Raw genomic sequence first — 14025 nt, forward strand, 5'->3', positions numbered from 1 at the left:
TTGAATCAAATATTATTGTTCCACTGATTAATATCGCGCTGGTTTTTCATTTCATACATGCGCTGGTCGGCCGCTTTGAGCCAACTCTGCAGATCACTGTACGCCGCATGGTCGAACTCGATGACGCCCCAGGAAAAGGCCAGCCGCCAGGGTTTTCCGGATCGGCTGTTGTAGTCGTCGGCCACCTCTGCCATGTGCTGCATGGCGATAAACGCGCCGTCTTCATCGGTATCAAGGAACAAAATGGCAAACTCATCGCCGCCGTGGCGTACCAGCAGATCGGATTCACGGAAGGTGTTGCGCATCAGTTCAGCCAGCGCCCGCAGCGCCGCATCCCCTTCATCGTGACCATAGCTGTCGTTAATTTCCTTAAATTTATCGAGATCGATCCAGCCCAGCGTCAGCGGCTCTGCACGGCGCTGTGATGATGAAATTGCATAGTTCGCCAGATGCTCAAAGCCACGGCGATTGAGCAGTCCTGTCAGGTCATCGGTGGTCGCCACGCTGAAGACCGCAAAATCATCCTCCACAATCGAGGCCAGATCTTTGAGCATTTCTTGCTCGGCAGGCGCAAAACTGCGGGTATCGTGATCAATCAGGCAAAATGAGCCCACGATCGCGCCATCAGGCAGGCGCAACGGGTAGCCAGCATAAAAGCGAATGTGCGGCTTGCCCGTGACCAGCGGGTTATCGCTGAAACGCTCGTCAGCGGCGGCATCGGGAACAATCAGCGGGCGTTCGCTAAGGATGGCGTGTCCGCAGAATGAAATATTGCGCGGCAGCGTTTTCCAGCTCACGCCTTCAGAAGATTTGAAGACCAGCGTGGTTTCATCCACCAGGGTGACCAGTGCCATCGGGACGTTAAACAGATGCCTCGCCAGCCGTGTAAGTCGGTCAAAGCGATGCGGATCGCCCGCGTCCAGCAAGCCGGAGTCACGTAATGCGGCCAGACGCTGGGCTTCATTCTTGGGGATTTCTGGCGTTTTCATGACGTCTCCTCCAGGGAAAGTCATTAAATTTTAGCGCAAAATCGCCAGAAGCCCCGGGAAACGCACAGGTAAGATTGCCGATTAAGTGACAACGTCACCTGTTAGTTAAAATAACACCGGCTCATCCCGGCGGATGCTGGTACGGTTGCGCCCCATCTCCTTTGAGCGGTAGAGATATTCATCCGCTTCCACCAGCAGCAGGTTGAACGTGTCTGATACCGGTGCGTTGCCGGGGCTTCGGGTGCCAATGCCAATGCTGACGGTCAGTCGCAGCGTGTCTTCCTGCCAGCGGAAAGGATAGACCTCGATGGCATTGCGGATCCTCTCTGCGAGCGCGTAGCCCTCCGCCCCATCGGCGGTGAGCGCGGCAATGGCAAACTCCTCGCCGCCCATTCGCGCCACCAGCCCTTTTTCACCGACCAGATTTTTCACCTGCTGAGCAAACGATGCCAGCACATAGTCCCCGCACTCATGACCATAGCTGTCGTTGATGCGTTTGAAATAATCGAGATCCAATAGCATCACGGTCAGATGGCTGTTGTCAGTGTGCTCAATCTTTTTCAGCGCTTCATAAAGGCCGGAGCGTGAATAGACGCGGGTCAGGAAATCGAAATCAGCACGCAGTGCGACCTGTTTCATCAGTTTGCTGATGGCGTCAACGCTTGCCGCGACGATCACCGGGCTCATGGCCAGCGCCGCAATGCCGAGACGCGTGGAAAATAGCTGCGGTGTCTGCAATGGTGCGTCTACCGCGAGGTTAATAATATTGTTTGCCACCAGCAGGATCTCGGCGCACCCGGCCACCAGCGTCAACAGGCAGGTTAATGGCAGCGGATAACGCACGGCGCACCAGATCAGCGCCGGTAACGGAAAAGCCAGGCTCCCTGCTCCGCCCACCAGTATCGACGCGCCAATGGAAAGGAGCAGCGCCGCTACCGGCGTCAGATAGCGCAGGCGAAAACCCGAAAAGGCACCGGGCCGTGTCAGGGTCATGATGCAGGGCAAAAACAGGACGCCGGTAGAGAACTGTTCGCTGAACCAGTCGGCAAACAACGGAAGAAACGCTTGTCGGTCGATCCCCACCGACCCGACAGCGCCGAGCAAAGACGATAATATGGCGGCAAGCAGGCAATAATAAAATAAATGCAATGTACTCAGCGGGCCGGGCATATAATTTGTTCGTCTTTTATCACGTAATACCAGCTGAGCCACGATGACAATAAAAAGCATATTCGAGAGATTAATAACCAGCGATGCCACTCCCCATTGTGTGGTTATTGCATCGTAAACCAGCATAGCGACATAACAAACGGCGTAATGAATACCGCGATTGAGGAACGCGTAGCGGGCGAAAACCCCTGCCATCACGGCGTTCAGCGGCCAGAACAGCGACAGCTCCTGCACCATTCTCAGCATCGCGCCAAAGAAATAGAACAGCGTCGTCAGAATAAATACTACCAGCGCATCCCGCACGGGTTGTTCTTCACGAAACAACGTGAAAGACGTCAGAGAATATGAGCGCATGTATATTTACCCGGAAATAACTTTCGTAATTCGTTTACGGTTGCAGGTGAAGCCATAATATGATCATGAAAAAAAATTACACGATATTTTGTCTAAAAAAATATCTACCGTGTATTCATCTGTATCACCAGCCAGTGATGGATCACCGCCACAACGTATTGTTGTTGTTCNTCTGCAGACAGCCGCGGCAACAGGTGGCGGTCGCGTGCTGGGCGATAAACACCGGGTGACCGCGCATCGGCGTCTGCTTGCCGTCATTTTTCGGCTGTGCCGGTGCCAGACGGCTGGCGATAAATTCGGCGGCATGCTGGTCAATCACCTCCGGGCCTTTATCCCAGCAGTACTGCCGTTCTTTAGGGCCGAGACGAAACCGGCTGCGAAACGTTGATCGTGCCAGACGAGCAAAGAGAGCATCAAGAGAAATCATGACTAATAGACCGAGCGACCCAACTGCTGGGTCAGTTTTTCGAGAACGGCGATCCCTGCCAGTGAATTGCCCGCCTCATCCAGTTCCGGACACCAGACCGCGATGGCCATCTCCTGTGGCACAATCGCCACAATCCCGCCGCCGACGCCGGATTTAGCCGGTAAGCCNACTCACCGGCGTTCTGATACATGCCGCTGGTCGCCATCAGGGCGTTAACCTGGCGGGTCTGCAACGGGGTGATCACCGGCGTATTGAGGTGCGGCGCCCTTCCCTTATCAGCCAGAAACAGAAAGGTCTGCGCCAGCTCGGCGCAACTCATTTTCAGCGAACAATAGTGGAAGTAATTTTGCAGCACCGTCGCCACGTCATGATGAAAATTGCCAAACGACTTCATCAACCAGGCAATGGCGGCATTACGGGCCGAGTGGTCGAACTCCGAGCGAGCCACCACGGCATCATAGCGGATATCGGATTTCCCGCTAAGTTTACGCACGATTTCCAGCATCCGCTGTCGCGGCGCGCTCAGCCGCCCCTGCAGCATATCGCACACCACCAGCGCCCCGGCGTTGATAAACGGATTACGCGGAATGCCCTGCTCCATTTCCAGCTGCAACAGGGAATTGAACGGCTGCCCGGAGGGATCTTTCCCCACCCGCTGCCAGATCTCGTCTTCCTGATAATGATTCATGGCGACAATCAGACTGAGCACTTTAGAAATCGACTGAACCGAGAAGCGTTCGTGCGCGTCCCCCGCCGAGAAGTGCTGACCGTCGACGGTACTGATGGCAATGCCCAGCTTGTTTCCCGGCACGCAGGCCAGCGCCGGAATATAGTCCGCTACCCTGCCGCGGCCAATCAGTGGCCGTACGTCGGTCAGAATGGAATCCAGCATATTGTTGTTGATGACCGTCGCCACTCACTGCTCCTTGCCCGCAGGCCAAATTCGGCCTGCGAGTATACCAGAGCGACATGTCTGACGTCAGGCAGGAAGTCGAAAACGGGTAACGGCCTGCTTCAACAGCTGCGAGCTTTCCTGTAACTTGCCCGACGATTTAGCCGCGTAATCAACCAGTTCACCGGTCTGACGAGCCACCTGGTTCAGCGTGTGTAGCTGGCGGGTCATCTGATGGATACTGTCTCCCTGACTGAGGGTGGCCTGTGAGATCTCATTCAGTAGACCGCTCAAATTGCCCACCAGCCCGGTGACTTTTTGCAGGTTATCCTCCAGACGGGTCACCGCCTGCGATCCCTGTTCAATGCCGTCCAGCGAATGGTTAATCAGCTCCTGGATAGTTTGCGTGGATTCACTGCTCTTACGCGCCAACAGGCCGACCTCTTTCGCCACCACCGCAAAGCCGCGCCCCTGATTGCCCGCATGGGCGGCTTCAATGGCGGCGTTAAGCGCCAGAATATTGGTCTGGAACGCCACGCTGTCGATCATCGACACGATCCCGCGCATTTCAGAAGAGCGGTCAACGATCGCCTGCATGGATTCATTCACCGTCGCCATCATTCTGTCACCGCCTGCCGCGACCTGACGCGCTTCGTCCGCGCGCTGGCTGGCAAGCTGCGCATAGCCGGTGTTACCTTCGACGTGTGATTCCATGCGTGCGATATGGGTGGTGACCTCATCCAGCTCCTGTGACTGCTTAACCGACTGCTGGAACAGTTTTTCGTTGCCTGCCACCAGATGATCGATCTGCGTCATCATCGATCCGGTCGCTTGATTCACGCGGGTCACCAGTTGCTGTAGCCCGCGCTGCATATCGCCGATGCTGAGGCTCAGTTGGTCGATTTCGCGGTTAAAACGCGTCACGGTGGGCAGCGGACTGGAGAGATCGCCTGCAGCCAGCGTATTGATATGGCTAATCAGACGTCGCAGCGGAGAAATGACCCAGCGCGACATGCCTATCCATACCATTGCCGCAATTACTACCAGCAAGGCCGGGGCCAGCAAAAACAGCGTCTGCAGAGAGGAGAGATTACTCATCAGCGCCTGTCGCCCCGCTTCCGCCTGGGTTTCGCTGGCCTGCTGAAAACGGGCGTAGTTGTCGTTAAAGTCAGACTGAAACGCCTGTACCGGCACCGCAAAGAACGCATCGATCGACTGAGTTTTCGTCAGCCCGTCCGCCTGTTCTTTGATCGCGCCATAAAACAGTTGATAGCTGTTGATCAGCCCTTCGTCTTTCGGTGGGTTCAGCGCCAGCCACGCCTGCCAGGCCGTTTGCGACTGCGCCAGCGCTTTTTGCGCCTCATCCATCAGGCTGTTCCAGCTTCCCACCGAGCCGGTTTCTTTATCCTGCATAAAATAGACACCGGCGCGGTTGAGCAGATCGCTCGCCGCCAGCAACGACACACGCGCCTCGTCCACGTTGACCTGCTGGAGATGCGCCTGTTGATTGCGCTGCTCGTTACGCTGCGCGTCTTTTAAGGAAAATGTGAGGAGAAATGAGGAGGTTATCTGCAATGCAGAGAATAAACCGATGATGCAAAAAATCCCTGCCAGCAGGCCGAACTGCCGTGGAAAAAAGCGTTGTGTAAAACGCCGAATAGTTTGAATTAAGTTCATGATTTTCATCTGTTACGACTAGACAGGCGCGAGTCTACGGAATGAAAATGACAGAACCATGACGGTAAAATGACAGGGCGCCGTACGACGCCCCGGGAATGCCCTAGCGGCGGTCTTTCCATACGGTTTGCACGTTGCAGAATTCGCGCAAACCAAAGTGTGACAATTCACGACCAAAACCGCTTTTCTTCACGCCGCCGAACGCCACGCGGGCATCGCTGGCGCTGTAGCCGTTGATAAAGACGCCGCCGCACTCAAGTTCGCGGGCAAAACGCTGAGCCTGGTCGTCACTGGCGGTAAAGACGGTGGCGGATAAGCCGAACTCGCTGTCGTTCGCCAGTTCCAGCGCATGGTCGGCGTCGCGGGCCACGATAATCGCCGCCACCGGGCCAAACATCTCCTGACGGAACGCGGTCATCTCACGGGTTACGTTACCCAGTACCGTCTGCGCATAATAGTTGCCCTGCCCGGCAACCTTTTCACCGCCCAGCAGTAGCGTGGCGCCTTCCGCCAGCGTGGCCTGTACCTGCTGATCCAGTTCATCACGAAGGTCAAAACGCGCCATCGGCCCGAGGTAGTTCTGTTCCTCTTCCGGCGAACCCATTTTCAGTTGCGCGGTTGCGGCGACAAACTTCGCCGTAAAGGCGTCGGCGATCCCGGCTTCGACGATAAAACGCTTCGCCGCGGCGCATACCTGCCCGGTATTCTGGTAACGACCGATGACGGCAGCCNCATCCAGGTCGGCATCATTGAGGACAATAAACGGATCGGAACCGCCCAGTTCGAGCACGCATTTTTTCAGCGCCGCGCCGGACTGCGCGCCAATTGCCTTCCCTGCCCGCACGCTGCCAGTGACGGTTACCGCGGCAATGCGCGTATCGTTAATCGCCTGGCTGACGCCGTCATTGGTGGCGTTCACCCAGCCGAAGACGCCCGGCGGGATCCCGGCTTTGGCAAAGATGTCACCGATCAGCGCCGCGCAACCCATCACGTTCGGCGCATGCTTGAGTAAATAGCTGTTGCCGGCCAGCAGAATCGGCACCGCGCCGCGCACCACCTGCCACAGCGGGAAGTTCCACGGCATGACCGCCAGAATCGGCCCCATCGGGCGGTATTCAATCACTGCGTTCTGGTTTTCGACCATCGTCGGTTCGGTGGCCAGCATTGCCGGACCGTGCCCGGCGTACCAGTCAAACAGGCTGGCGGATTTCGCCACTTCGCCCCGCGCCTGCGTAATCGGTTTACCCATTTCGCGAGTGATGAGCCATGCCATCTCGTCAGCGTGTTCGCGAAGCGCCTGACCAACCGCGCGTAATGCATCAGCGCGGTCGGCAACGGACGTCTGTCGCCACTGGCGATAGCCACTGTCGGCCAGGCNTGTCTACCTGGTCGGCGGTGGCCCATGGCAACGACGAGAGCACCTCGCCGGTTGCCGGATTGACGGAAATTGCGTGGGTTGCAGGTGAGCTCATGTTTTCTCTCTCAGTCGATTGCGTTGTGATCTTATCCTGGCGTACTCTTCCGTTTATGAAAAATGAATAATATTAACCATTCTGTTCACGAATCGAGAATACTATGGATCTGACTCAGCTTGAGATGTTCAACGCCGTCGCCCAGACCGGCAGCATTACCCTGGCCGCGCAAAAAGTTCACCGGGTGCCGTCTAACCTGACGACCCGCATCCGCCAGCTGGAGGCCGATCTCGGCGTCGAGCTGTTTATCCGTGAAAATCAGCGGCTGGGGGGCTCCGCNGGATGAAGCGCGGATGGTGGTCGCCGGTGACGAACCACAAGGCCTGTTCTCGCTGGGGTCACTCGAAAGCACTGCGGCGGTGCGCATTCCGGAAACGCTGGCGCGTTATAACCAGCGCTACCCGAAAATACAGTTCGATCTGGCGACCGGCCCATCCGGGACCATGATTGACGGCGTGACGGAAGGTACGCTGAGTGCCGCGTTTGTCGATGGCCCGGTAATGCACCCCGGTCTTGAAGGTATTCCTGTCTATCGCGAAGAGATGATGATTGTCACCCCGAACGGCCATGCGCCGGTCAAACGGGCCAGCGAAGTCAACGGGGCGAGCATCTACGCCTTTCGCGCTAACTGCTCTTATCGCCGCCATTTCGAGAGCTGGTTTCACGCTGACCGCGCCACGCCGGGGCGGATCCATGAGATGGAGTCCTATCACGGCATGCTCGCCTGCGTGATTGCCGGTGCCGGACTGGCACTCATTCCGCGCAGCATGCTGGAAAGTATGCCCGGTCATCATCAGGTGGATGCCTGGCCGCTGGCGGAAAAATGGCGCTGGCTGACCACCTGGCTGGTCTGGCGGCGTGGTGCGATGACCCGTCAACTGGAAGCCTTCATTGAACTGCTCAACGAGCCGCAGCCTTTTGAGGGGTCATAGAAAAAGAAAATGAGAGGTAAGTCACAAAACGATTGTCTTTTCACCGACAATCGCTTTAAGATCGCCCTCTCTTCTTTTTTTGTAACCAATCCAGAACATTGTTATGACAACGAGCACAGTTTCACGCAAGCTTGCGTGGCTTCGGGTGGTCACGCTGGCGATTGCCGCTTTTATCTTCAATACCACCGAGTTTGTGCCGGTCGGATTGCTGTCTGATATCGCCGAAAGTTTCCAGATGGAGACCGCGCAGGTCGGTATTATGCTGACCATCTACGCCTGGGTGGTAGCGCTAATGTCGCTGCCGTTTATGCTGCTGACCCGCCAGGTGGAGCGCCGGAAACTGCTGATTGCGCTGTTCATTCTGTTTATCGCCAGCCATGTGCTGTCGTTTCTGGCGTGGAATTTCCCGGTGCTGGTGATTAGCCGTATCGGCATCGCCTTCGCTCACGCGGTGTTCTGGTCGATCACGGCGTCGCTGGCGATCCGCATGGCGCCTGCCGGGAAACGCGCGCAGGCGCTGAGCCTGATTGCCACCGGTACGGCGCTTGCGATGGTGCTGGGTATTCCGGTCGGTCGCGTGGTCGGTCAGCTCTTTGGCTGGCGCATCACCTTCTTCGCCATTGGCGTAGGGGCGCTGATCACCCTGCTGGCGCTGATCAAACTGTTACCGTCGTTGCCAAGCGAACATTCCGGCTCGCTGAAAAGCCTGCCGATCCTGTTTCGCCGCCCGGCGCTGGTCAGCATCTATATTCTGACGGTGGTTGTCGTGACGGCGCATTACACGGCATACAGTTACATCGAGCCGTTCGTGCAGAACGTGGCGGGGCTCAGCGGTCAGTTTGCTACCGTGCTGCTACTGATCCTCGGTGGTGCCGGGATCGTCGGCAGTATTTTGTTTGGCAGGCTGGGTAACAACCACTCCTCCATGCTGATCAACGGTGCGATTGCCCTGCTGCTGCTCTGCCTGTTGCTGCTGTTACCCGCCGCGCAGAGCGAAATGCACCTGGCGGTGCTCAGCATCTTCTGGGGCATCGCGATCATGATTATTGGTCTGGGTATGCAGGTGAAAGTGCTGGCGCTGGCACCGGACGCTACCGACGTGGCGATGTCACTGTTTTCCGGTATTTTCAACATCGGGATTGGCGCGGGCGCGCTGGTTGGCAGTCAGGTCAGCCTGTGGCTGTCGATGTCGTCGATTGGCTATGTCGGTGCGGTTCCGGCGCTGGCGGCGCTGATCTGGGCGATTATCATCTTCCGCCGCTGGCCGGTGGCGATGCTGGAACCCCAGCATCATTCCTGATTCGAAAGGGGCGCAACGCGCCCTTTTTTATGCGTGATAGTTAGTAATAATTTCCAGAATGCCGTTGATAATAAACTGCACGCCCATGCATACCAGCAGGAAGCCCATCAGCCGGGAAATGGCCTCGATACCGCCTTTCCCCACCATCCGCATGATGGCGCCGGAACTGCGTAAACTGCCCCACAGGATCAGCGCGACAGCGGCAAAAATCAGCGGCGGTGCCACCATTACCACCCAGGCGGAGAAGTTCACGCCTTCTTTCACCGTCGAGGCGGAACTGATGATCATCGCAATCGTTCCTGGCCCGGCGGTGCTCGGCATTGCCAGCGGCACAAAGGCGATATTGGCGTCCGGCTCATCGCGCAGCTCTTCGGATTTGCTCTCCGCTTCCGGGGATTCATGCGCTTTCTGCTGCGGGAACAGCATCCGGAAGCCGATAAACGCGACGATAAGCCCGCCTGCAATGCGCAGACCGGGTATAGAAATGCCGAAAGTGTTCATCACCAGCTGTCCGGCGTAATACGCCACCATCATAATCGCAAAGACATAAATCGATGCCATCATCGACTGGCGGTTACGCTCCGCGCTGTTCATGTTACCGGCGAGGCCGAGAAACAGCGCCACGGTAGTCAGCGGGTTTGCCAGTGGCAACAGAACGACCAGCCCAAGGCCAATCGCTTTTAAAAGTTCCATCATAAGTAACCTGATTCCTGGGATTTGATACTGAATTATATCGGCTTCCGGTGGCGTTGTGATTTTTGTGGCTGTAATAAACGTAACGGTATGCGACGAATATTCTGACCAAAAACGGTCTGCTGTACACGTTTTAGCAAAATGTGGCATCGGATTATTCATTCAGTTGACTTATGGTTGCCTGGGCAATAATATCCATCGCAATTAAACTACTTGCCAGGGCAACCATTGTGAAAAGCACAAGTGATCTGTTTAACGAAATCATCCCACTTGGACGCTTAATCCATATGGTCAACCAGAAAAAAGATCGTTTGCTGAACGATTATCTGTCGCCGCTGGACATCACCGCGACCCAGTTCAAAGTGCTGTGCTCCATTCGCTGCCAGGTGTGTCTCTCCCCTGTTGAACTGAAAAAGGTATTGTCCGTGGACCTGGGGGCCCTGACCAGAATGCTCGACCGGCTGATTAGCAAAGGATGGGTCGAGCGCCTGCCCAACCCGAACGATAAGCGTGGCGTACTGGTACAACTGACACCAGAAGGTGCCGCAATCAGTGAGCAATGCCACCAGCGCGTGGGCCAGGACCTGCACCAGGAATTAATTAAAAACCTAACGGCAGACGAAGTTACCCAACTCGAACTGCTGCTCAAAAAAATTCTGTTATAAGCAGAAAGAGGTAAGACGATGTCCAGACGAAACACCGACGCCATCACTATTCATAGCATTTTGGACTGGATCGAAGACAATCTGGAAACGCCCCTGTCGCTGGAAAAAGTGTCAGAGCGCTCCGGTTATTCGAAATGGCACCTGCAACGGATGTTTAAAAAAGAGACCGGTCATTCATTGGGTCAATATATTCGCAGCCGCAAGCTGACGGAGATCGCGCAAAAACTCAAAGAGAGTAACGAGCCGATCCTCTATCTGGCCGAGCGCTACGGGTTTGAGTCACAGCAGACGCTGACGCGGACGTTTAANAACTATTAATCGCCTGCACAAAGACGTATTGAGGAAATCATGAAACTGTTCGCCTCCGCCGCCCTCGCCTTACTGGCGCTGGCTTCCGGCCAGAGTTTTGCGGAGCAATCCACAACCCTTGCGAATCAACCACAGCGTGACGCGATGCTTATGCCGTCCGCACAAAGCCAGTCGCCGTTTGATTTTAATCATATGGCCGCCGGCAGCGACAAATCCGACGAGCTGGGTGTGCCTTATTACAATAAGCACAGCCGGTAAATCGACTTGCCCCGCAATAGTGCGGGGCTTTTTTTAGCCTCTGATCGCCTTCACCCGCCGCCACCGCAATCCGAACACGTTGATAAACAGCCCTGCCATTATCAGTACCGCGCCAGCCAGCTGTAGCCCCGTCAGTTTTTCGTCTAACAGCACGGCCGCACTCGCCAGCCCGACCACCGGCACCAGCAGCGACAGCGGCGCCACGCGCCAGGTTTCATAACGCCCGAGCAGCGAACCCCAGATCCCGTAACCGACAATAGTGGCGATAAACGCCAGGTAGACCAGCGACAGAATGGTCGTCATGTCAATCTCCACCACGCTTTGCAACATCACCGCCGGGCCATCCAGCAGCAGCGAGGCCAGCATAAACGGAATAATGGGGATCAACGCACTCCACACCACCAATGACATCACCGCCGGGCGCGCTTCATGCTGCATAATGATTTTATTGAAGATATTGCCACTGGCCCAGCAGAGCGCTGCCGCCAGGGTCAGGAAAAAGCCGAGCAACGTGACGTCCTGCCCGGACAGGCTGCCTTCAATCAACACCAGCACGCCAAATACGGCAAGCGTAATCCCGGCGAGTTGTTTGCCCTGCAGACGTTCGCCAAAGACAAAGGCACCGAGAATGATCGAAAAGAACGCCTGCGCCTGCAACACCAGTGAGGCCAGCCCGGCAGGCATACCGAATTTAATGGCGCTGAACAGAAAGGCGAATTGGCCGAAGCTTATCGTCAACCCGTAACCGAGCAACAACCGCAGCGGGATCTTCGGTCTGGCGACAAACAGCAACGCCGGAAAGGCAACCAGCAGAAAACGTAATCCCGCCAGCATCAGCGGCGGCATATTATGTAAACCCACTTTGATGACGACAAAATTGAGCCCCCATACCACGACAACCAGCAACGCCAGTAGCCCATCTTTTCGCGTCATACCTCGCCCCTGTGAGTTCAGTTTTTGTAAACAGATTTAAAGTAACGAAAAAATCAATGCGCTGATAGATCATTAAATCCAGGAGGGTCAAAAAGCACATGCCGACACGTACTCATCTGTACAAGCCCCCGCAAGGCGTGTTACTCCTGATATGACACAACCTCATGACAGAAAAACTACTCGGGCAGGAAAATGAACTCAAACACCCGGCGCTCAACCGCAGCGCTGCTGGCGTCGTCGTTGCTGTTAACCATTGGCCGTGGCGCAACTTTACCGTTTATGACCATCTATCTGACACGGCAGTTTGCGCTGGGCGTCGATCAGATTGGTTATGCGATGACGGTAGCGTTGACCATCGGCGTCGTCTTCAGCCTGGCGTTCGGCATCCTCGCCGATAAGTTTGATAAAAAACGCTACATGCTGATTTCCATTGCCGCGTTTATTGGCGGGTTTGTGGCGATTCCGCTGGTGAATAACGTCATCCTGGTGGTGCTGTTTTTCGCGGTGATCAACTGCGCCTATTCCGTTTTTGCCACGGTGCTGAAAGCCTATTTTGCTGATACGCTGGAATCCACGGCCAAAGCGCGCATTTTCTCGCTCAACTACACCTTTCTGAACATGGGCTGGACCGTCGGGCCGCCGCTCGGCACCTGGCTTGTGATGATCAGCATTAACCTGCCGTTCTGGCTGGCCGCCATCTGTGCCGCCTTCCCGCTGGTCTTTATTCAGCTGTGGGTGCAGCGCATTGCGGTTACTGCCGCAGAAGACAACCCCGTCGCCTGGTCGCCCTCGGTGCTGCTGCGCGATCGCGCGCTGTTCTGGTTTACCCTCTCCGGACTGCTGGCCTCGTTCGTCGGCGGATCGTTCGCCTCCTGCCTGTCACAGTATGTGCTGGCGGTGGCCGACAGTGATTTCGCCGAAAAAGTGATTGCCGTGATCCTGCCGGTAAACGCCGCGGTGGTCGTTACATTGCAGTACGCTATTGGCCGTAAGCTGACGGCGGGCAATATTCGCCCGCTGATGACCGTCGGTACGCTCTTTTTCGTGCTTGGACTGGTGGGCTTTATGCTGTCTGGCTCGAGCCTGATTTTCTGGGGAATTTCTGCGGCGATTTTCACTATCGGCGAGGTAATCTATGCGCCGGGTGAATACATGCTGATCGACAACATTGCGCCGCCGGGACTGAAAGCCAGCTATTTTTCCGCTCAGGCGCTGGGCTGGCTGGGGGCGGCGTTTAACCCGATGATCACCGGCACCATTCTGACGACCCTACCGCCGTGGTCGCTGTTTGCTATTCTGATGGCAGCGATTGTGGCGGCCTGGGTGATGATCCTCCGCGGTATGAACCTCAGCCCGCGCGAAGGGTTATTCAGCGCGGTCTGACGGCTGTCAGGTTACTGTCGCCTTGCTGTCGGGTTGAGATCGTGTTGCTTTCTCACGCCCTGTCAGACAATTCATGCCGGATATTTCATTCGGAGACGGTGTTATGAACAGCACTAACCAGGTAAAAGCATTACGACTGAAAAAAGCGTGGTCGCAGGAGCAACTGGCCGAGATGACCGACCTCAGCGTACGAACCATTCAACGCATTGAAAACGGCGAACGGCCAGGCCTTGAAACATTAAGTGCGCTGGCGGCGGTATTTGAGGTCAGCGTGGCGGATCTGTCTACAGCCCCCATTGAAGGTGAAGCACCGCTGGATCAGCGCATCAGCGATGCCCGGCATCAGGTTGAACAGGAATCGCATTTCTGGCGAGCGGTGTTGACCGCCGTGGTGGTTTGCGCCCTGCTGTTCGCCCTCAACCGCTTCACTCAGCCCGGCTATCTGTGGTCGTTATGGGTGATAGCCATCTGGGGGGCGCTGCTGCTGGTGCGCGGGCTGCGCCTGTTCCTGTTTGCTGGTGCCATTGAGCGCTGGAAGAAAACCCGCTTACAGCGCTTATTGAGAAAGTGA

General features: G+C 56.2%; 10 protein-coding genes and 5 pseudogenes. 7 read left to right on the forward strand and 8 right to left on the reverse strand.

What is annotated here, in order from left to right:
• Positions 1 to 5: 5 nt before the first annotated feature.
• The 6 genes and pseudogenes from GM30_RS06930 to sad all read right to left on the reverse strand — a co-directional run bounded on the left by GM30_RS06930 (position 6) and on the right by sad (position 6981).
• Positions 6 to 989, reverse strand: coding sequence for a sensor domain-containing diguanylate cyclase (locus tag GM30_RS06930; protein WP_049848018.1), 984 nt, complete (start codon positions 987 to 989; stop codon positions 6 to 8).
• 105 nt (positions 990 to 1094) lie between these two features.
• On the reverse strand, positions 1095 to 2513 hold the full coding sequence (locus tag GM30_RS06935; protein ID WP_049848019.1) for a GGDEF domain-containing protein: 1419 nt from the start codon (positions 2511 to 2513) through the stop codon (positions 1095 to 1097).
• A gap of 104 nt (positions 2514 to 2617) precedes the next feature.
• Positions 2618 to 2940: pseudogene (locus tag GM30_RS06940) on the reverse strand (DUF4186 domain-containing protein).
• Positions 2941 to 2942: 2 nt separating this feature from the next.
• Positions 2943 to 3832 (reverse strand): annotated as a pseudogene (glsB, locus tag GM30_RS06945) (glutaminase B).
• Between the two features lie 87 nt (positions 3833 to 3919).
• A complete protein-coding gene (locus tag GM30_RS06950) occupies positions 3920 to 5509 on the reverse strand; it encodes a methyl-accepting chemotaxis protein (protein ID WP_049848020.1) in 1590 nt (529 codons plus the stop codon).
• A gap of 103 nt (positions 5510 to 5612) precedes the next feature.
• A pseudogene (sad, locus tag GM30_RS06955) lies at positions 5613 to 6981 on the reverse strand (succinate-semialdehyde dehydrogenase).
• A 103-nt stretch (positions 6982 to 7084) separates the two neighbouring features.
• Here sad and ptrR point away from each other — a divergent pair.
• A pseudogene (gene ptrR / locus GM30_RS06960) lies at positions 7085 to 7913 on the forward strand (putrescine utilization regulator PtrR).
• Positions 7914 to 8016: 103 nt separating this feature from the next.
• Positions 8017 to 9213, forward strand: a complete 1197-nt coding sequence (locus GM30_RS06965) for a sugar transporter (RefSeq protein ID WP_049848021.1) — start codon at positions 8017 to 8019, stop codon at positions 9211 to 9213.
• A 27-nt stretch (positions 9214 to 9240) separates the two neighbouring features.
• Here the strand turns inward: GM30_RS06965 and GM30_RS06970 are convergent, their stop codons facing one another.
• Positions 9241 to 9909, reverse strand: a complete 669-nt coding sequence (locus GM30_RS06970) for a MarC family NAAT transporter (RefSeq protein WP_049848022.1) — start codon at positions 9907 to 9909, stop codon at positions 9241 to 9243.
• 227 nt (positions 9910 to 10136) lie between these two features.
• On the opposite strand from GM30_RS06970, the gene marR reads away from it, so the two are divergent.
• The 3 genes and pseudogenes from marR (at position 10137) to marB (ending at position 11138) form a co-directional block, all read left to right on the forward strand.
• Positions 10137 to 10571, forward strand: coding sequence for a multiple antibiotic resistance transcriptional regulator MarR (gene marR, locus GM30_RS06975; RefSeq protein WP_049848023.1), 435 nt, complete (start codon positions 10137 to 10139; stop codon positions 10569 to 10571).
• An 18-nt stretch (positions 10572 to 10589) separates the two neighbouring features.
• Positions 10590 to 10886 (forward strand): annotated as a pseudogene (gene marA / locus GM30_RS06980) (MDR efflux pump AcrAB transcriptional activator MarA); the annotation flags it as partial.
• A 33-nt stretch (positions 10887 to 10919) separates the two neighbouring features.
• Complete coding sequence (marB, locus tag GM30_RS06985) at positions 10920 to 11138, forward strand: multiple antibiotic resistance protein MarB (RefSeq protein WP_049848024.1); 219 nt, start codon at positions 10920 to 10922, stop codon at positions 11136 to 11138.
• A 33-nt stretch (positions 11139 to 11171) separates the two neighbouring features.
• Here marB and eamA read toward each other — a convergent pair whose 3' ends face one another.
• On the reverse strand, positions 11172 to 12071 hold the full coding sequence (gene eamA, locus GM30_RS06990) for an O-acetylserine/cysteine exporter (RefSeq protein ID WP_049848025.1): 900 nt from the start codon (positions 12069 to 12071) through the stop codon (positions 11172 to 11174).
• 192 nt (positions 12072 to 12263) lie between these two features.
• Between eamA and ydeE the strand changes: the two genes are divergently transcribed.
• The gene (gene ydeE / locus GM30_RS06995; RefSeq protein ID WP_049848026.1) at positions 12264 to 13454 is read left to right on the forward strand and encodes an efflux MFS transporter YdeE; all 1191 of its coding nucleotides are present in this window, start codon (positions 12264 to 12266) and stop codon (positions 13452 to 13454) included.
• Between the two features lie 103 nt (positions 13455 to 13557).
• Positions 13558 to 14025 carry a helix-turn-helix domain-containing protein gene (locus tag GM30_RS07000; RefSeq protein ID WP_049848077.1) on the forward strand — a complete coding sequence of 156 codons (468 nt, stop codon included), beginning with the start codon at positions 13558 to 13560 and terminating at the stop codon, positions 14023 to 14025.

The sequence above is a fragment of the Trabulsiella odontotermitis genome (genome assembly GCF_001188485.1).
GTDB classification, from domain to species: domain Bacteria; phylum Pseudomonadota; class Gammaproteobacteria; order Enterobacterales; family Enterobacteriaceae; genus Trabulsiella; species Trabulsiella odontotermitis_A.